The sequence below is a fragment of the Prevotellamassilia timonensis genome (assembly GCF_021531665.1).
Classification (GTDB): Bacteria; Bacteroidota; Bacteroidia; order Bacteroidales; family Bacteroidaceae; genus Alloprevotella.
In genome coordinates this window covers 1-17738 of the sequence record NZ_JADYUH010000006.1, presented here as the reverse complement: position 1 = coordinate 17738, position 17738 = coordinate 1, and the positions used below count along the sequence as shown (strand labels likewise).

Here is a 17738-nt window from a genome sequence, read left to right as displayed (position 1 = left end):
GTTTCATTCAGAGTATTATGTTACAACCTAAAAGAACAAAATACAGAAGACCGCAAAAAGGTCGCTGCAAAGGCAACGCACAGCGAGGAAACCAGTTGGCTTTCGGAAGCTTCGGCATCAAAAGCCTTGACACACACTGGCTCACTGGACGTCAGATTGAAGCAGCTCGTGTCGCTATGACACGCTACATGCAGCGTGAAGGACAGAGCTGGATTCGCATCTTCCCCGACAAACCCATCACAAAGAAGCCTGCTGACGTGCGTATGGGTAAAGGTAAAGGTGATCCTGTAGGATATGTTTTCCCCATCACACCGGGACGTATTATCTTTGAAATTGAGGGTGTTTCTTTTGAAATTGCCAAAGAGGCTCTTCGCCTGGCAGCACAAAAACTCCCCGTTACCACAAAATTCGTTGTTAGACACGACTACGACAAAAACGCCTAAGCATGAAAATTTCAGAAATCCGTCAGATTCCTGCAGCCGAACTCTCCGAGCGTATTAACGACGAGGTTGCAAAGTACAATCAAATGCTGCTCAACCACAGCATTTCTCCTCTGGAAAATCCTGCACAGATTAAGGAAGCGCGTCGTACGATTGCTAAAATGAAGACTGTGCTGAGAGAAATCGAACTTCAAAAATAATAATGGTCCAGATGGAAGCTAGAAATTTAAGAAAAACAAGACAGGGTGTCGTTATTAGCAATAAGATGGATAAGACCATTGTTGTTGCTGCTAAGTTCAAAGAGAAACACCCCATTTACGGTAAGTTTGTCTCCAAAACTAAAAAGTATCACGTTCACGATGAAAAGAACGACTGCCAAGTCGGTGATACCGTGCTCATCATGGAAACTCGTCCCTTGAGCAAAACAAAGCGTTGGAGAGTTGTACAAATTGTAGAAAGAGCTAAGTAATTATGATACAGACAGAGTCAAGATTAACTGTAACGGACAACAGCGGTGCTCGCGAAGCACTCTGCATCCGTGTGCTCGGCGGAACAAGAAGACGCTATGCCTCTGTGGGTGACGTGATTGTCGTGACCGTCAAGAACGTAATCCCCTCCAGCGATATCAAAAAAGGAACCGTTTCCAAGGCGCTGATTGTTCGCACCAAAAAAGAAATTCGTCGCGCAGATGGTTCCTACATCCGCTTCGATGATAATGCTTGTGTTTTGTTGAACAACGCCGGTGAATTGAGGGGAAGTCGTATCTTCGGACCGGTTGCCCGCGAACTCCGTGCTGTAAACATGAAGGTTGTGTCTTTGGCACCCGAGGTACTTTAAACAAGATTCATAAGTAATGAGCAAGTTACATATCAAAAAAGGTGACACGGTCATTGTAAATGCCGGTGACAACAAAGGACAAACCGGAAAGGTCGTAAAGGTCCTGGTAAGCAAGAACCGTGCAGTTGTGGAAGGTGTCAACATGGTTTCTAAAAGCCAAAAACCCAGTGCAAAAAATCCGCAAGGAGGCATCGTGAAGGTAGAAGCACCCATCCACATCTCAAATTTAAATGTTGTAGATCCCAAAACAGGCAAAGCAACCAGAATCGGACGTCGTCTCAACGAAAACGGTAAGTTGGTTCGCTATGCAAAAAAATCAGGTGAGGAGATTAAGTAATGAGTAATACTGCACAACTTAAGAAAGAATATAAGGAGCGTATTGCTCCTGCCTTGAAGAAACAGTTCAACTATACTTCTTCAATGCAGATTCCCGTCCTGAAGAAAATTGTGATTAACCAGGGCTTGGGTATGGCTACTGCTGACAAGAAAATCATTGAGGTCGCAATCAATGAACTGACTGCCATCACAGGTCAGAAAGCTGTGGCTACTGTGTCTCGCAAGGACGTTTCTAACTTCAAACTTCGTAAGAAAATGCCCATCGGCGTCATGGTAACTCTTCGCCGTGAACGCATGTATGAGTTCCTTGAAAGACTCATCCGCGTGGCATTGCCCCGTATTCGTGACTTCAAGGGTATTCAGACTCGTCTCGACGGTCGTGGCAACTACACCCTCGGTATTCAGGAGCAAATCATCTTCCCTGAAATCAATATTGATGCCATTGACAGAATCCTGGGTATGAACATCACCTTCGTGACTTCTGCACCCACTGACGAAGAAGGTTACGCTTTGCTGAAAGAATTTGGTCTCCCTTTCAAAAACGATAAAAACTAATTCGAAACTATGGCAAAAGAATCAATGAAAGCCCGTGAGGTGAAGCGTGCCAAACTCGTCGCAAAGTATGCAGCGAAACGTGCAGCCCTCAAGGAAATTGTCAATAAGTCGAATGATCCGGTTGAAGCTTACGAGGCTGCTCGCAAACTTCAGAAGATCCCTCGCAATGCTAACCCCATCCGTTTGCACAACCGTTGCAAACTCACCGGTCGCCCCAAGGGATATATCCGACTCTTCGGCTTGTCTCGTATCCAATTCCGTGAGATGGCATCCAGCGGTCTCATCCCCGGCGTAAAGAAAGCAAGTTGGTAACTTTATTATTTAATATTGTCGGGGTAGCCCCGATTAATTAAACAAATCATGACAGATCCTATAGCTGATTTCCTGACGCGTTTGCGTAATGCAATCAAGGCTAACCACCGAGTGGTGGAAGTGCCCGCGTCAAACCTGAAAAAGGACATCACCAAGATCCTTTTTGACCAAGGCTATATCCTCAACTACAAATTCATTGAGGATGGCCCTCAAGGCACCATCAAAATCGCCTTGAAGTATGATGCAAAATCCAAAACAAGTGCCATTAAGTCTCTGACTCGCGTGTCACGCCCCGGTATGCGTAAATATACTGGTTACAGAGAAATGCCGCGTGTAATTAATGGTTTGGGTATTGCCATCATCTCCACCTCCAAAGGTGTGATGACAAATAAAGCCGCTGCAGATTTGAAAATCGGCGGTGAAGTTCTTTGTTACGTATATTAATCAAGGAGAAACATAATGTCTAGAATAGGTAAATTGCCGATTAACATTCCTGCTGGTGTCACTGTCACCATGAAGGATAATGTAGTGTCCGTAAAAGGACCGAAGGGTGAGCTCAGTCAGTTTGTTGATCCTTCCATCATCGTCACAATCGATAATAATACGATTACTTTCAGCATCGATGAAAACAACGACACTGTAGAAACAAAGCAAAAGCAGGCCTTCCACGGTCTCTATCGTGCTTTGGTGAACAACATGGTCGTTGGTGTCAGCGAAGGTTATAAGAAAGAAATGGAACTGGTCGGTGTGGGTTATCGTGTGTCCAACCAGGGCAACTTGGTAGAGTTCTCTCTGGGCTACACTCACAGCATCTTCCTCCAGTTGCCTCCCGAAATCAAGGTTGAGACCAAGTCTGAAAGAAACAAGAATCCTTACATTTGTTTGGAATCTGCCGACAAGCAACTTCTTGGTCTTGTTTGTGCAAAGATTCGTTCTTTCCGCAAGCCTGAACCTTATAAGGGCAAGGGTATTCTTTATCTGGGCGAACAGATTCGTCGTAAGTCTGGTAAGTCCGCCGGTGCCAAGTAATTAAATTCATTCAGATTATGACAACAAAGAAAGAACAAAGACGCGTAAAAATCAAATATCGCGTTCGCAATAAGATTTCTGGAACAGCAGCACGTCCCCGTCTGTCTGTCTTCAGAAGCAACAAGCAGATCTACGTTCAAATTATTAACGATGAAAACTCATCTACCCTCGTGTCAGCTTCTTCTTTAGGCATGGAAGCCATGCCCAAGAAAGAGCAAGCTGCTAAGGTGGGTGAAGCAGTCGCACAGAAAGCCATTGCAGCAGGTATTACTGAAGTAGTTTTTGACCGTAACGGATATCTTTATCACGGACGTGTCAAGGAAGTTGCAGAAGGTGCCCGTAAAGGTGGACTTAAATTCTAAAGATTATGGCAAACAGAATAAACGTTAACGCAGAAGAATTAAAAGATAGACTGGTTGCTATCAATCGTGTAGTTAAGGTAACCAAGGGCGGTCGCACGTTTACTTTCGCTGCAATTGTAGTTGTGGGTGACGGAAAGGGCGTTATTGGTTACGGTCTTGGCAAAGCCGGTGAAGTCACCGCTGCTATTGCCAAAGGCGTAGAAGCAGCCAAAAAGAACCTTGTGAAAGTTCCTGTCATCAAAGGAACCGTGCCTCACGAGCAAGCAGCTCGTTTCGGTGGTGCAGAAGTCCTCATCCTTCCTGCCTCCGAAGGTACCGGAGTTGTTGCAGGCGGCGCCATGCGTGCCGTTCTTGAAAGTGTCGGTGTGAAAGACGTTTTGGCTAAGTCCAAAGGCTCCTCCAACCCTCACAATCTTGTTAAAGCAACAATCTTGGCTTTGAGTGAAATGCGCGATGCACGTACGGTTGCTCAACAACGTGGTGTATCTTTGGAAAAAGTATTCAGAGGATAAAAACTATGGCAACGATTAAAATTCAGCAAGTAAAGAGCCGTATCGGTGCTCCCAAAGACCAAAAGAGTACGCTTGATTCTCTTGGACTGCGAAAGATGAATCGAATCGTCGAAAAAGAAGACACTCCCGCCATCCGAGGAATGATTCGCAAGGTTCATCACTTAGTAAAGGTCATTGAATAATTTGAATTATAGAAGCTTTATGAAATTACATACTTTAAAAGCTGCTGAGGGTTCAACCCACTCTCGCAAACGCATCGGTCGCGGTCCGGGTTCCGGTATGGGAGGAACTTCTACCCGTGGTCACAAAGGTGCGAAGCAGCGTTCCGGTTATAGCAAGAAAATTGGTTTTGAAGGAGGTCAGATGCCTTTGCAACGTCGTGTTCCCAAGTTTGGTTTCAAAAACATCAACCGCGTGGAATACAAAGCCATCAATCTTGGTCTGTTGCAAGCCTTGGCTGAGGCAAAGAACCTTGAGAAGATTGGAGTAGCCGAATTGGTTGCTGCTGGCTTCATCTCTTCAAAGCAGCTTGTGAAAATTCTCGGTAATGGAGAATTGAAAGCAAAACTTGCTGTGGAAGCTCATGCTTTCTCAAAGTCTGCCGAAGCAGCAATCACTGCCGCAGGCGGTTCTGTCACCAAACTCTAAATCCAATTTATTTCGATGAAAAAAATAATCGAGACCATCAAGAACATTTGGAGAATTGAGGACCTGCGCGTGCGCATCCTCATCACGATTCTCTTCGTGGCGATTTATCGCTTCGGTTCATTTATTGTACTTCCTGGCATTGATCCCAGCCGCTTGGCAAAGTTGCAGGAGCAAACCAGCGAAGGCTTGATGTCCTTGTTGAATATGTTCTCGGGTGGTGCATTCTCTAACGCGTCTATCTTTGCGTTAGGTATTATGCCCTACATTTCTGCATCGATTGTCATTCAGCTTCTTGCCATTGCGGTGCCTTACTTCCAAAAAATGCAGCGCGAGGGCGAGAGTGGTAGAAGAAAAATCAACCAGTACACTCGTTGGCTGACCATCGCCATCTTGATTTTCCAAGCTCCCACCTATCTCATCAACCTCAAGGCTCAAACCGCAGGTTCTGGTGCGTTTATGGTAGGAGACGGCTTTTGGTTCATGCTTTCTTCCACCCTTATTCTTGCTGCAGGAAGTATGTTCATTCTCTGGTTGGGTGAACGAATCACAGACAAAGGCATTGGAAACGGCGTGTCCTTAATCATTATGATTGGTATCATCGCACGTATGCCTGCTGCCTTTGGTCAAGAATTTGTTACTGCATTAAGTGGTGCCGAAGGTGGTGGTCTCATCAAGTTCCTTTTTGAGATTATTGCTCTGCTCTTTGTAATGGGGCTTGCAATCACCTTGGTCAAAGCCACTCGTAAAGTTCCGGTTCAGTATGCTAAACGTGTTGAAGGTAACCGTGCAATAGGTGGTGCTCGTCAATACATTCCTGTGAAACTTTTCGCAGCGAATGTGATGCCTATCATCTTTGCACAAGCAATCATGTTCATCCCTTTGACGCTTGCACAGGCTGCAACTAAAGACGGAGGAAGCTGGTTCCTCAATCAGTTCCTTGATCATACGAGTGTGCTTTACAATCTCGTGTTTGTGTTCCTCATCATTGCATTTACATATTTCTACACTGCCATCACTCTGAACCCTGTTCAAATGGCAGAGGATATGAAGCGTAACAATGGTTTCATTCCCGGTGTTAAACCCGGAAAACCCACTGCCGACTATTTGGATACAGTGATGAGTCACATCACTTTTCCCGGTTCTCTCTTCATCGCTTTAATTGCAATCATGCCTGCTTTCGCCGGCGTGTTGGGAGTGAAGCAGGAGTTTGCACAGTTCTTCGGGGGAACCTCCCTGTTGATTCTTGTGGGTGTGGTTTTGGACACATTGCAGCAGATTGAAAGTCATTTGTTAGTTCGCCACTACGACGGTCTGTTGAATTCAGGTCACGTTCGTCAGCGTTCAAACAAGATGGCAGCCTATTAAAGTTTGAAGGTCTGAATGATTTATCTTAAAACAGACGATGAGATAGAGTTGCTGCGTAAAGCCAATTTGTTGGTGAGCGCGACACTCTGTGAGATAGCAAAAATTGTTGAGCCGGGTGTCACAACCCGCCAGTTGGACACCTTGGCTGAACAATTCATCCGTGACCATGGAGCGGTTCCCACTTTCAAAGGTTTCCCTAATCCCTACGGAGATCCTTTTCCCGCTTCCATCTGTACTTCGGTCAATGAAGTCGTGGTGCATGGCATTCCGGACGATACTCCTTTGAAAGACGGTGATATTGTTTCGGTTGATTGCGGCACATTTATTGATGGCTTCTGTGGCGACTCTTGCTACACATTTTGTGTGGGAGAAGTCAAGCAAGAAGTTCTTGATTTACTTGCTGCGACAAAACAGTCTCTCTATCTGGGCATTGAGCAAGCGATTGCCGGTCATCGTTTAGGCGACATTGGCTATGCTGTTCAAACTCATTGCGAGAAGTTGGGCTACGGAGTGGTTCGAGAGTTTGTCGGTCATGGCATCGGTCATGAAATGCACGAAGACCCTCAGGTTCCCAACTATGGTAAACAAGGCACCGGCAAGCAGTTGAAAAACGGTCTTTGCATAGCGATTGAACCCATGATAACCTTAGGAAGTCATGAATTGCTTATGTTGCCTGACCATTGGGGAGTCGTGACACGTGACGGCAGTCCTGCCGCACACTTTGAGCACACCATTGCAATCCACCATGGAAAGGCAGATATCCTCTCATCGTTTGAAGAAATCGAGAAAATAGAAAGACAAAAGAATTAATATGGCAAAAGAAGCTGCTATTGAACAAGACGGAACCATCGTTGAGTCTTTGAGCAATGCGATGTTTCGTGTGGAATTAGAGAATGGTCATGAGATTACGGCTCATATCTCGGGTAAGATGCGAATGCACTACATCAGGATTCTTCCCGGTGACAAGGTAAAGGTTGCTATGAGTCCGTATGATCTTTCCAAAGGAAGAATAGTCTTTAGATACAAATAAGCATCAAATATATGAAAACAAGAGCATCACTTAAGAAACGGTCAGCCGATTGCAAAATCGTTCGTCGCAAGGGCCGTCTGTATGTAATCAACAAGAAGAACCCTAAGTTCAAAACTCGTCAGGGTTAATCTCCGGTTCAGCAATAATATCAAAATTAAAATATGGCAATAAGAATTGTTGGTGTAGACCTTCCTCAAAACAAGAGAGGTGAGATCGCCTTGACCTACATTTTCGGTATAGGTCGCAGTAGCTCGGCTAAGATTTTAGATAAGGCCGGCATTGACAGAGATATCAAAGTAAAGGATTGGACAGATGATCAGGCCGCCAAGATCCGTGAGATTATCGGCGCAGAGTTCAAGGTGGAAGGTGATCTTCGTTCTGAAATCCAGTTGAACATCAAGCGTCTGATGGATATCGGTTGTTATCGTGGTGTGCGTCACCGTAACGGTCTTCCCGTTCGCGGACAAAGCACGAAGAACAATGCCCGTACTCGCAAGGGTCGCAAAAAGACTGTTGCAAACAAGAAGAAAGCTACGAAGTAATAAGTGAGAATTAATCAATATGGCAAAGAAAACAGTTGCAGCAAAGAAAAGAAATGTGAAGGTTGACGCTATGGGTCAGCTCCATGTTCACAGTTCTTTTAACAATATCATTGTATCTCTTGCTAACAGTGAAGGTCAGATCATCTCTTGGTCTTCCGCAGGTAAGATGGGTTTCCGTGGTTCCAAGAAGAACACGCCCTACGCAGCACAGATGGCTGCTCAGGATTGTGCAAAGGTGGCTTACGACCTTGGTCTCCGCAAGGTGAAAGCCTACGTCAAAGGTCCCGGTAATGGACGCGAGTCCGCCATTCGCGCCATCCACGGTGCAGGAATCGCAGTTACAGAGATTATCGACGTAACTCCGTTGCCTCACAACGGTTGCCGTCCTCCGAAGAGAAGAAGAGTATAATCAACCTCAGTTCACGTTTAAAAAGATTTTCATAGAAAATGGCAAGATATATTGGTCCTAAGTCTCGCATTGCCCGTAGATTCGGCGAGGCTATTTTCGGTGCAGACAAGGTTTTGTCCAAGCGTAACTACCCTCCCGGTCAGCATGGCAATTCTCGTCGTCGCAAAACTTCTGAGTACGGCATCATGCTTGCAGAAAAGCAGAAGGCAAAGTACACTTACGGTGTTCTTGAGAAGCAATTCCGCAACATGTTTGAAAAGGCTGCCTCTGCCAGCGGCATTACCGGTGAGGTTCTCCTCCAGAGCCTTGAGTGCCGTCTTGACAACGTTGTCTTCCGTCTCGGAATCGCGCCCACTCGTGCCGCTGCTCGTCAGTTGGTGAACCACAAGCACATTGTGGTGGATGGTAAGGTTGTCAGCATTGCATCCTACAGTGTAAAGCCCGGTCAGATTGTTGGTGTTCGTGAGAAATCCAAATCTCTCGAAGTGATTGCTGACTCTTTGGCTGGTTTCAACCACAGCAAATATCCCTGGATTGAATGGGACGACAATTTGAAGTGCGGCAAGTTCCTTCACAAGCCCGAGCGTGCTGACATTCCTGAAAACATCAAGGAACAGCTGATTGTCGAGTTGTACTCTAAAAACTAATTAAAAAATCCCTTCTTTTCATGGCGATATTAGCATTTCAAAAACCTGACAAAGTAATTATGCTTGAGGCTACTCCTCAGTACGGAAAGTTTGAATTCCGTCCTTTGGAGCCCGGCTTCGGTACGACTGTCGGAAATGCGTTGCGTCGAATCCTGCTTTCCTCTTTGGAAGGTTATGCCATCAATACCATCAAGATTGAAGGTGTTGAGCATGAGTTCGCTTCCATCCCCGGGGTAAGAGAAGACGTGACCAACATCATTCTTAACTTGAAGCAAGTTCGTTTCAAGCAGGTAGTAGAAGAATACGAAACCGAGAAGGCTACTATCACCATCTCTAACTCTACCGAGTTCAAAGCTGGCGATATCAATAAGTACCTCACTGGATTTGAAGTGTTAAATCCTGAATTAGTGATTTGTCACTTAGATTCAAAAGCCACGATTCAGATTGCAATCTCCATCAACAAGGGAAGAGGTTATGTTCCCGCAGAGGAAAACCGAATCTTTTGTCAAGACATCAATGAGATTGCCATCGACTCTATTTACACTCCCATCCGTAATGTGAAATACGTAGTTGAGCCCTTCCGCGTTGAGCAGAAGACGGACTACGACAAGCTTGTGCTTGAGATTTCCACGGACGGTTCCATTCACCCGAAGGACGCGCTGAAAGAAGCAGCCAAGATTCTCATCTACCACTTCATGCTTTTCTCCGATGAAAAAATCACCATTGAAGACCAAGCAGACGTGGACAATGAAGAGTTTGACGAGGAAGTTCTTCGCATGCGTCAGCTTCTCAAGACAAAACTGGTTGACCTTGACTTGAGCGTGCGTGCGTTGAATTGCTTGAAGGCGGCTGATGTCGAAACTCTTGGAGAACTTGTTCAGTTCAACAAGAACGACCTCTTGAAGTTCCGCAACTTCGGTAAGAAATCGCTCACCGAGCTTGATGATTTGCTGGAGAGTCTGAATCTTTCGTTTGGAACCGACATTTCTAAGTATAAATTAGATAAAGATTAAAATCTAAAATGAGACATAACAAGAAATTCAATCATTTGAGCCGTACTGCTTCTCACAGAAAGGCAATGCTCTCCAACATGGCCAATTCTTTGATCAAGCACAAAAGAATCACTACGACTCTTGCAAAGGCAAAAGCTCTCAAGAAGTATGTAGAGCCCCTGATCACCAAGTCTAAAGAAGACACCATGAACTCTCGTCGTGTCGTCTTCAGCTATCTTCAGGACAAGTACACTGTCACTGAGCTTTTCCGTGAAATTCGCGAAAAGATTCTTGATCGTCCCGGTGGTTACACCCGCATCATCAAGACCGGTTTCCGTCCTAGCGACGGTGCTGAAATGTGTTTCATCGAACTCGTTGATTACGATGAAAACATGGCGAAGACCAAGAAGAAGTCCACTCGCACTCGCCGTAGCAGAAAATCTTCTGCTGCAGCTGAAGCTGCTCCCGCTGCTGAAGAAGCAGTAGAAACTGCTGAAGAAGTGGCTGCAACTGAAGCACCCACAGAAGAAGCTAAGGCTGAGTAAAAACATATTCTTGCTTTTTGCAAGGTAGTATTCACTTTTAAAGCATGAACAGGTTTCTTGAAAACTTGTTCATGCTTTTTTTCTACTTATTTCGGTTGGCTATATGGAATGCGCATAATTTCGTAACTTTGCAGCGTTGAATCTTTTGAAAGCAGTGTTTTTTCTTCGGACTTTCACTTCTTTGGAGTTCATCTTTCTTCAAGGTCGTTTTCATCGTAGGTTCATCAATCTTCAGAAATATTCTTTTCTCTGGAAAAACATTTACTATGAATCCAACTTCCCAATACGAGTTTACCATTGTCGTACCAGTGTATAATGAAGAGGACAATGTGGAGCGACTTGAAAAAGAGTTGTCCGCTTTTCTTCCCACGTCTTTGAAGAGAGCCTGTGTGCTGTTCGTGAACGACGGCAGTCGTGACCGCAGTTTGGACTTGCTTCGTGAGGTATGTAAAAGACACAGTGATTTCTTCTACGTGTCACTTGCGCAGAACAGCGGGCTGAGTGCTGCCATGAAGGCAGGCATTGACACTGCTCAGTCGCCTTTGGTGGGTTACATTGACGCAGATCTTCAAACCTCCCCGGAAGATTTCAACCTCCTGTTGCCTTATGCTGCCGACTATGAACTTGTCATGGGCATTCGTGCCAACCGAAAAGACTCCTTCTTCAAGAATCTTCAGTCCAAGATTGCCAACGGCTTTCGCCGTTCCATGACCGGAGACACCGCAAAGGACACGGGGTGCCCGTTGAAGGTCATGCACACCGATGTGGCGCGCCGTCTTCCTTTCTTTACCGGTATGCACCGTTTTCTGCCCGCTCTCATGTTGTTGGAGAAAGGTCGTATGATGCAGATTCCCGTACGCCATTTTCCTCGAATGGCAGGTGTTTCAAAATATCATCTTTGGAATCGTTTGGTCTCTCCCTTCATGGACTGCTTTGCATATCGTTGGATGAAGAAGCGCTACATCCGCTATCAAGTCGGCGAGCACAACTTTGCAGAAACAGAAGTTTGACACGCCTGATTCCGTAGCATCATCGTTATGAGTTCCATCTACGTCTATGCCATTGGCTTTGTCGCGCAGTTGTTCTTTTCCGCTCGCATTCTGATTCAGTGGATTATGTCAGAGCGTGCGCGTCACGTGCTTTCTCCCACCTTGTTCTGGGTGTTTTCCCTGCTGGGTTCCTATTTGCTTTGCCTCTACGGTTGGCTTCGCACTGACTTCAGCATTGTGTTGGGTCAGTTTGTTTCCTATTATATTTATATGTGGAACCTGCGTGCCAAGGGAGTTTTGTCTCGTTTGCCATGGTTGGTGACTGCCGTGCTATTGCTCACTCCGGTTGCAGCCATTGCCTGGGTTTCGCAGGATGCCGCCGGTTTCGTGCGTGATTTCCTTTGCAACGAAGAGATTCCTTGGTGGATGGTATGTTGGGGAAGCATTGGTCAGTTGGTTTTCACTTTGCGTTTTGTCTATCAGTTCGTCTATTCTCGTCATCGCGGCGAATCCGTTCTTCCCGCCGGTTTTTGGATTATGAGTCTCACCGGCTCTTTATTGATTGTCAGTTATGGCGTTGCCCGCCTTGACCCCGTTCTCATTTTGGGTCAGAGTTTCGGCTTGGTTGCCTATTCCCGTAATCTTTGGATTGGAACGCGCGAGAAGCGTTCCCAACAACCTTTAGTGAAATGAAACAAGCACTTGTGACCGGAGCCGCCGGTTTCATTGGATTCCACTTGGTTCGTGCCCTCCTTCGTGCAGGCTATGCCGTGGTGGGCATTGACAATCTCAACTCCTACTATTCTCCTGCTCTCAAACTTGCCCGTCTCACCGAGAGTGGCATTGACGCTGACACTTTGGAGAAGGAGGGGAAGGCTTCCTCCGTTAAGGGCGAACCCTATCGTTTCTTGAAACTCGACCTCGCCCATCGCGAAGCCATGGAACGCCTTTTTGAGGAAAACCATTTTGACCTCGTCATCAATCTTGCCGGTCAAGCCGGTGTGCGCTATTCCATTGAGAATCCCTATTCTTACGTTGAAAGCAATGTGCTCGGTTTTCTCAACGTCTTGGAGTGCTGTCGGCACCATCGTCCGGACCATTTGCTCTATGCTTCTTCTTCCAGCGTATATGGTTTACAAGAGACTACTCCCTATCGAGAAGACCAAATGACCGACACTCCCGTCAGTCTCTATGCTGCCACAAAGAAAAGCAACGAATTGATGGCGCACGCCTATTCCAAACTCTACGGCATTCCTGCCACGGGACTTCGTTTCTTCACGGTCTATGGTCCTTGGGGACGTCCCGACATGGCTCCCTTCCTCTTTCTTCGCAACGTCATGGCGGGTCAGCCCATTCGCGTTTTCAATCATGGCAATCTGAGTCGCGACTTCACCTACGTTGATGACATCATTGCCGGCGTCATGTCGCTTCTGAATCATCTTCCTTCCGGCGCCGTTCCTCACAGCGTCTATAACATTGGTCATTCCTCTCCCGTTCGTCTCATGGACTTCATCCACGAGATAGAGCGTGTTGCCGGTCGCCCCGCGGTCATGCAGATGGAGGAGATGCAGCCCGGCGATGTCTATTCCACTTTTGCCGACACGACTCGTCTTCACGACGCAACGGGTTATGCACCTCGTGTGGCTCTTCCCGAAGGCATTTCCCGTTTCTACGAATGGTATGTAGGGTTCTACGGCGAGGGAACAGTTTAGTGCGAATGGGCTTCCTTCAGAATGAAGGGCGTTTTAACCCAAGTTCGACTTCGTTGATGCTTGTGCAAGAAATCCAACTTGCAAGCAAAAAATGTCGGCTTGGGCGAAAGCATACAAAAAATGCCGTTTCCATCGGAGGAAACGGCATTTTTTGTATGCTCTTTAGAGTTGGATTTTCACGCCGGCGTTGAAGCGAGTTCCGTAGTGTTCGCTCTGCATGGTGCGAGAGGTGACGCCCTGATAGTAGCGCAGCGGCTGGTTCAGCAGATTGACGGCTTCGGCATAGACAGTTGTTTTGAAAGATTTGCCGAAGGTGTAGCCGATGTTCAAATCCAGGTAGTTCACCTTGTCGTAGTAGCGGTCGTAGAATGCACTTGAACCCATTTCGTCGATGAAGGCAGAGGCGAAGTTGTAACTTAGACGCGCGTTGAATCCTGCTTTTTCAAAGAAGAGAGAAGCGTTGGCGGTGTGTTCCGGTGAGCCGGGCATGCGCAGTCCGCTTTCATTTTCTCGTCCTTCAAAGTTGAAGTTTTTGACGCGGGAGTAAGTGTAAGTGTAGTTCGCATAGATTCCGAGGCATTTGAGAGCCGGTGCGATGAATCCGAAGTCACGTTGGAATGCCACTTCTACGCCGAGGAGGTTCGCGTTTCCGGAGTTGCGGGGTTGGCAGAAGGTGGTGTAAATGTTGCCGTTCCACTCGTATCCTCTCAGAGTTTGATCGACGATGATGTCGTTCACGCGTTTGAAGAAGATGCCTGCGCTGACGAGACCGACGCTTTTGAAATAGTATTCGGCGTTCAAGTCCAGGTTGTAACTGATGGTCGGTTTCAGTCCGGGGTTTCCGAGTGTGATTTCGTTGTCGTTTCGGTCAATGCTGATGTTCGGTGCGAGTGCGGAGTATTTGGGGCGTGCGATGGTGTTTGTGAAGGCACCTCTCACTTTGAGGTCTTTCTTAGGTTCCCATTTGACGAGGAGTGAGGGAAGGATGTTGATGTAGTTGTCGCTTTCGTAGCCTGTGCGTGAGGTTTTGTCCTCATCGGCGTCATACTGGCTTCCGCTGTAGCGCACATGAGTGTTTTCGAGTCGGAGTCCGACCATAGCGTCCCATTTTTCTCCCAGTTTTTGGTCAAAGCGCAGGTAGGCGGCAGTCACGGTTTCCATGGCTTTATAGTTTGTTGCGAGTTCTTCTGCCACTTGTTCCTTTTCGAAGAGTGTGGGGTCGTTGAGGTTGAGGTGTCCGACGTATTCTTTGCTGACGAAGGAGCCGACCTGGTAGTTGTTGTCGGGCATGTATCCGCTTCTGTTTTGGTTGACGGCAGCGTTCAGACTTGCCTGGTTGAAGGCGTCCTCATCGAGCGGCGTGTATTCATAGAAGTCAATTTCCTTCTCTTTGCTTTTTCTGACGAGTTTTGCTCCGAAGGAGAGTTTGTTTCCGAAGCGTCCGTTTTTGAGCGGGAGTTTGAAATCGACCTTTGCTTTGAGGTCGCGTTCCATAATCTCTTCTTGTTGTTCGGTGAGTTCTTTGAGCGAGAAGTCCTCGTTGAGCGTCATGGTGCTGCCCTCTTGTGGTGTGGCGAGCGGCCATTTCTCGTCGCTGAGGTCAAGGTCGAATTTTTGTTTTTTGAGTTGATAGTCAATGTATCTTTCGTTCGGTCGATTTTCAGATGCTTGGGCGTAGTTGATGCTCCAGTCCATGCCGAGTTTTCCGAAGAGGTGTTCACCGCCGAGCGTGTAGTCCATTGTGCGTTGGCGTTCGAGACGTGCGTTTCGGTTGTCGGGTGTTCCCGCTTTGGTTTGGATGCGCACGGTTGCTTTGTTGTTCACCACGCACTGGTCGTCGTCCATGTTGAAATCTTTGAGCGTCACGCGGTAGCGGTTCTCCCAGTCGTTTCGGTTGTTGAAAATCCCTTTGAAATTGAGGCTGTGGTTTTTGTTGATGATGAAGTCAAGCGCTGCAGAGTAACTTTGTCTTTCGCGGGTGACGTAGTACTGACGCAACTGGTAGTCCGTGATGGTCACTTCTCCCGTGTTGACGTCTTTGTCCCAGACGAATTCCACGTCATCGCTGCCTGCGGGTGAGTTTTGATAGGAAGCGGCGAGCATCAATCCGAGTCGGTTTTTGAAGAATCGCTGTCCGTAGGTGAAGCCCAGGTTCAAGTTCAGTTTTTCGCTCACCTGATTCCATCCGGTTCCGGCAGTCGCGGTGATGAAGCGCTTGTAGGGTGAGTTTTTCGTCACGAGGTTGATGCTACCGCCGATGGCGTCTGCATCCATTTCTGGAGTGACGACTTTGTTCACCTCAACCATTTGAATCATGTCAGCGGGAATGAGGTCGAGTTGCACGTTTCTCGTGTCTCCTTCAGCGGAGGGAACACGGTTTCCGTTGATGGTGACGCTGCTCAGGTCGGCAGATGTTCCGCGCACCTGACCGAAGCGTGCTTCGCCCTGGTCATACTGCACGTTGATGCCGGGAATGCGTTTCAGTGCGTCGCCGATGTTGGAGTCGGGGAACTTTCCGACTTGGTCGGAACTGACCACGTTCGTCAGGTTCAAGTTGTTTTTCTGTGTGTTGATGGCTCTTGCCTGTCCGCTGAAAGTTCCGCGCACCTCAGCCTCTCCCAGTTCCACCGCTTCGCGCAGTGTAAAATCTTGTTCCAGCGTGGCACCGGCTTCAATTTTCAGTTTGATTTCCAAGGGGGCGAGTCCGACGTAGTGCGCCTTGACGGTGTAGGTGCCGGGTTTCAGTCCCTGCATGACGAATCGTCCTGCTTCGTCGCTGACGGCTTTGACGTGGAGGGCGTCAATGGTGAGCAGTGCACCGGGGAGATAGTTTCCGTTTTCATCAATGACGCGTCCTTTCACGTTGCCTCCCTTTTCGGCGGCAGGAGTGGCGGGAGTGGAAGAAGTTGTGGCAACGGTCTTCACCGTTTCTGCCGGAGTGTTTTTTCGGTTGGCGTCACGTTTGTCTGCCAGACCGGACTGCGGTGCGAGAGCACCCGCGGTTAGGAGTGCGGAAAGCACGACCCATGATTTCTTTCTCATAAAATCTATCAACTAAGAGTTAGTTTTTGTTTGTCGCTGCAAAAGTAGAGGGCACGTGTTAAGTTCTTTTTGCAAAAATGTTACGTACTTGTGAACATTCTCCCGCAGCCCGAAATCTTCACACTTTCGTAAAACAAACGAAACCAACGCTTCACATTTCCGTCACACCTTTGCAGTGCAAAAAGTGCGAGGGCATCTGAAGCGTCAACGTGAAAGGTTTGCCACTCCTCTTCCTTGATTGTCTGCCCCTCGGTTTTGATTGCTCGCCACTCTTCCTTGATTGCTTACATCTTATTATATAAGTATATGAAACGCAAGTTTACTTCCATTCTTTTTCTTTTCTCGTTCCTTTTCCTCTCTCTTTCTTCCGCTTCTGCGCAGAACCCTCAGGCGTGGAAGGCACTTGAAGGAACGCTCAATTTCTATGTGTGCAACGACACGGGGCGCAACGGCTACTACGACCAAAAGCCCATCGCAGAACTCATGGGCACGATGGCAGAGACGATTGGTCCCGAATGCGTCTTTGCCGCCGGCGACGTTCACCATTTTGAAGGCGTTGAGAGCACTGCCGACCCGCTTTGGCAGACCAACTACGAACTCATCTATTCTCACCCGGAACTCATGATTCCCTGGTATCCGGTTCTGGGAAATCACGAGTATCGTGGAAACACCCAGGCTGTGCTTGACTATTCCTCCATTTCTCGCCGTTGGCAGATGCCGGCGCGCTACTATTCCAAAGTCTTCAGCAAGAAAAACCTGTCCATTCGTTTCGTCATGATTGACACGACGCCGCTCATTGACCGCTATCGTCAGGACACGCTGACCTATCCCGACGCCGTTCGCCAGAGCCGCGAGGCGCAGTTGGCTTGGCTGGACAAAACGCTTTCCGAGGCAAAAGAGGATTGGGTGGTGGTCATCGGTCATCATCCCGTCTTGGCGGAGACTTCCAAGGACGTTTGCGAGCGCGAGGACATGCAGCGTTTTCTGCTTCCCATCTTTGAGAAGCATCCGAACGTCAGCCTCTACGTTTGCGGTCACATTCACAACTTTCAGCACCTGCGCCGCAGCGGACTTTCCACCGAGTTTGTTGTCAATTCTGCCGGCGCACTGAGTCGCAAGGTGAAGGAGACGGAAGGCACCGTTTTCTGTTCTCCGCTCACCGGCTTTTCTGTGATTTCCGCCACCTCAAACGCTTTGAACCTCTACTTCATTGACAAGGAAGGCAAAGTGATTCACACCGTCAGCCGCAGCAAGTGAGACTCGCTTGGCGCGGGTTTTGAAAAACATGCCGAGAGCGAAGAGAACCACTTGCCCAAACTTTCGGTCAAAAGTGCGGATTCCAAGTGAAGCGGCAGAAAACCTTTTCCACACCCAAGGCGGTTTTTCGGTTTTAACACTTCTTGCTTTTGGCGACGAAAAGTATTATATTTGTAC

28 protein-coding genes are annotated in these 17738 nt (G+C 47.6%); 26 read left to right on the top strand and 2 right to left on the bottom strand.

Features of this window, described 5'->3' with window-relative positions:
* Positions 1 to 17 precede the first annotated feature (17 nt).
* The 25 genes from rplP (at position 18) to I6E40_RS02510 (ending at position 13262) form a co-directional block, all read left to right on the top strand.
* Complete coding sequence (gene rplP, locus I6E40_RS02630) at positions 18 to 443, top strand: 50S ribosomal protein L16 (protein WP_235385310.1); 426 nt, start codon at positions 18 to 20, stop codon at positions 441 to 443.
* 2 nt (positions 444 to 445) lie between these two features.
* The gene (rpmC, locus tag I6E40_RS02625; protein ID WP_235385309.1) at positions 446 to 640 is read left to right on the top strand and encodes a 50S ribosomal protein L29; all 195 of its coding nucleotides are present in this window, start codon (positions 446 to 448) and stop codon (positions 638 to 640) included.
* Positions 641 to 642: 2 nt separating this feature from the next.
* Positions 643 to 909, top strand: coding sequence for a 30S ribosomal protein S17 (gene rpsQ, locus I6E40_RS02620; protein WP_235385308.1), 267 nt, complete (start codon positions 643 to 645; stop codon positions 907 to 909).
* Between the two features lie 2 nt (positions 910 to 911).
* Positions 912 to 1277: a 50S ribosomal protein L14 gene (gene rplN / locus I6E40_RS02615; RefSeq protein WP_235385306.1), complete on the top strand. Its 366-nt coding sequence runs from the start codon at positions 912 to 914 to the stop codon at positions 1275 to 1277.
* Between the two features lie 16 nt (positions 1278 to 1293).
* On the top strand, positions 1294 to 1614 hold the full coding sequence (gene rplX, locus I6E40_RS02610; RefSeq protein WP_235385305.1) for a 50S ribosomal protein L24: 321 nt from the start codon (positions 1294 to 1296) through the stop codon (positions 1612 to 1614).
* Positions 1614 to 2168 carry a 50S ribosomal protein L5 gene (gene rplE / locus I6E40_RS02605; protein ID WP_235385304.1) on the top strand — a complete coding sequence of 185 codons (555 nt, stop codon included), beginning with the start codon at positions 1614 to 1616 and terminating at the stop codon, positions 2166 to 2168. Before rplX ends, rplE begins: the two co-directional genes overlap by 1 nt.
* A gap of 9 nt (positions 2169 to 2177) precedes the next feature.
* On the top strand, positions 2178 to 2480 hold the full coding sequence (rpsN, locus tag I6E40_RS02600; RefSeq protein ID WP_235385303.1) for a 30S ribosomal protein S14: 303 nt from the start codon (positions 2178 to 2180) through the stop codon (positions 2478 to 2480).
* A gap of 48 nt (positions 2481 to 2528) precedes the next feature.
* On the top strand, positions 2529 to 2924 hold the full coding sequence (rpsH, locus tag I6E40_RS02595; protein ID WP_235385302.1) for a 30S ribosomal protein S8: 396 nt from the start codon (positions 2529 to 2531) through the stop codon (positions 2922 to 2924).
* 15 nt (positions 2925 to 2939) lie between these two features.
* A complete protein-coding gene (rplF, locus tag I6E40_RS02590) occupies positions 2940 to 3509 on the top strand; it encodes a 50S ribosomal protein L6 (RefSeq protein ID WP_235385301.1) in 570 nt (189 codons plus the stop codon).
* Positions 3510 to 3526: 17 nt separating this feature from the next.
* Positions 3527 to 3871, top strand: a complete 345-nt coding sequence (gene rplR / locus I6E40_RS02585; RefSeq protein WP_235385300.1) for a 50S ribosomal protein L18 — start codon at positions 3527 to 3529, stop codon at positions 3869 to 3871.
* Positions 3872 to 3876: 5 nt separating this feature from the next.
* Positions 3877 to 4383 carry a 30S ribosomal protein S5 gene (gene rpsE / locus I6E40_RS02580; RefSeq protein ID WP_235385299.1) on the top strand — a complete coding sequence of 169 codons (507 nt, stop codon included), beginning with the start codon at positions 3877 to 3879 and terminating at the stop codon, positions 4381 to 4383.
* A 5-nt stretch (positions 4384 to 4388) separates the two neighbouring features.
* Positions 4389 to 4565, top strand: coding sequence for a 50S ribosomal protein L30 (gene rpmD, locus I6E40_RS02575; RefSeq protein WP_235385298.1), 177 nt, complete (start codon positions 4389 to 4391; stop codon positions 4563 to 4565).
* A 19-nt stretch (positions 4566 to 4584) separates the two neighbouring features.
* On the top strand, positions 4585 to 5031 hold the full coding sequence (gene rplO / locus I6E40_RS02570) for a 50S ribosomal protein L15 (RefSeq protein WP_235385296.1): 447 nt from the start codon (positions 4585 to 4587) through the stop codon (positions 5029 to 5031).
* Between the two features lie 15 nt (positions 5032 to 5046).
* Positions 5047 to 6396: a preprotein translocase subunit SecY gene (gene secY / locus I6E40_RS02565; RefSeq protein WP_235385295.1), complete on the top strand. Its 1350-nt coding sequence runs from the start codon at positions 5047 to 5049 to the stop codon at positions 6394 to 6396.
* A 15-nt stretch (positions 6397 to 6411) separates the two neighbouring features.
* Entirely contained in the window at positions 6412 to 7206 is a 795-nt protein-coding gene (gene map, locus I6E40_RS02560; protein WP_235385294.1) for a type I methionyl aminopeptidase, read from the top strand.
* A 1-nt stretch (position 7207) separates the two neighbouring features.
* The gene (gene infA, locus I6E40_RS02555) at positions 7208 to 7426 is read left to right on the top strand and encodes a translation initiation factor IF-1 (protein ID WP_235385293.1); all 219 of its coding nucleotides are present in this window, start codon (positions 7208 to 7210) and stop codon (positions 7424 to 7426) included.
* A gap of 11 nt (positions 7427 to 7437) precedes the next feature.
* The gene (gene ykgO / locus I6E40_RS02550; protein WP_235385292.1) at positions 7438 to 7554 is read left to right on the top strand and encodes a type B 50S ribosomal protein L36; all 117 of its coding nucleotides are present in this window, start codon (positions 7438 to 7440) and stop codon (positions 7552 to 7554) included.
* A 33-nt stretch (positions 7555 to 7587) separates the two neighbouring features.
* Positions 7588 to 7968: a 30S ribosomal protein S13 gene (rpsM, locus tag I6E40_RS02545; protein WP_235385291.1), complete on the top strand. Its 381-nt coding sequence runs from the start codon at positions 7588 to 7590 to the stop codon at positions 7966 to 7968.
* A gap of 19 nt (positions 7969 to 7987) precedes the next feature.
* Positions 7988 to 8377 carry a 30S ribosomal protein S11 gene (gene rpsK / locus I6E40_RS02540; protein ID WP_022100994.1) on the top strand — a complete coding sequence of 130 codons (390 nt, stop codon included), beginning with the start codon at positions 7988 to 7990 and terminating at the stop codon, positions 8375 to 8377.
* 38 nt (positions 8378 to 8415) lie between these two features.
* Positions 8416 to 9024 (top strand): 30S ribosomal protein S4, encoded by a 609-nt coding sequence (gene rpsD, locus I6E40_RS02535; RefSeq protein ID WP_235385290.1) that lies wholly within the window; start codon positions 8416 to 8418, stop codon positions 9022 to 9024.
* A gap of 20 nt (positions 9025 to 9044) precedes the next feature.
* Positions 9045 to 10037 carry a DNA-directed RNA polymerase subunit alpha gene (locus I6E40_RS02530; RefSeq protein WP_235385288.1) on the top strand — a complete coding sequence of 331 codons (993 nt, stop codon included), beginning with the start codon at positions 9045 to 9047 and terminating at the stop codon, positions 10035 to 10037.
* 8 nt (positions 10038 to 10045) lie between these two features.
* Positions 10046 to 10561, top strand: a complete 516-nt coding sequence (rplQ, locus tag I6E40_RS02525) for a 50S ribosomal protein L17 (RefSeq protein WP_235385287.1) — start codon at positions 10046 to 10048, stop codon at positions 10559 to 10561.
* A gap of 266 nt (positions 10562 to 10827) precedes the next feature.
* Positions 10828 to 11571 (top strand): glycosyltransferase family 2 protein, encoded by a 744-nt coding sequence (locus tag I6E40_RS02520; RefSeq protein WP_235385286.1) that lies wholly within the window; start codon positions 10828 to 10830, stop codon positions 11569 to 11571.
* Between the two features lie 27 nt (positions 11572 to 11598).
* A complete protein-coding gene (locus tag I6E40_RS02515) occupies positions 11599 to 12243 on the top strand; it encodes a lipid-A-disaccharide synthase N-terminal domain-containing protein (RefSeq protein WP_235385285.1) in 645 nt (214 codons plus the stop codon).
* A complete protein-coding gene (locus I6E40_RS02510) occupies positions 12240 to 13262 on the top strand; it encodes an NAD-dependent epimerase/dehydratase family protein (protein WP_235385284.1) in 1023 nt (340 codons plus the stop codon). Before I6E40_RS02515 ends, I6E40_RS02510 begins: the two co-directional genes overlap by 4 nt.
* A 162-nt stretch (positions 13263 to 13424) precedes the next feature.
* Here the strand turns inward: I6E40_RS02510 and I6E40_RS02505 are convergent, their stop codons facing one another.
* On the bottom strand, positions 13425 to 16304 hold the full coding sequence (locus tag I6E40_RS02505) for a TonB-dependent receptor (RefSeq protein ID WP_317207394.1): 2880 nt from the start codon (positions 16302 to 16304) through the stop codon (positions 13425 to 13427).
* Between the two features lie 306 nt (positions 16305 to 16610).
* On the opposite strand from I6E40_RS02505, the gene I6E40_RS02500 reads away from it, so the two are divergent.
* Complete coding sequence (locus I6E40_RS02500) at positions 16611 to 17561, top strand: metallophosphoesterase (RefSeq protein WP_235385283.1); 951 nt, start codon at positions 16611 to 16613, stop codon at positions 17559 to 17561.
* On the opposite strand, the gene I6E40_RS02495 is transcribed toward I6E40_RS02500, so the two are convergent.
* Positions 17537 to 17738: hypothetical protein (locus tag I6E40_RS02495; protein WP_235385282.1), on the bottom strand; the 202-nt coding region annotated here is incomplete at its 5' end. The two genes, I6E40_RS02500 and I6E40_RS02495, sit on opposite strands and share 25 nt — an antisense overlap.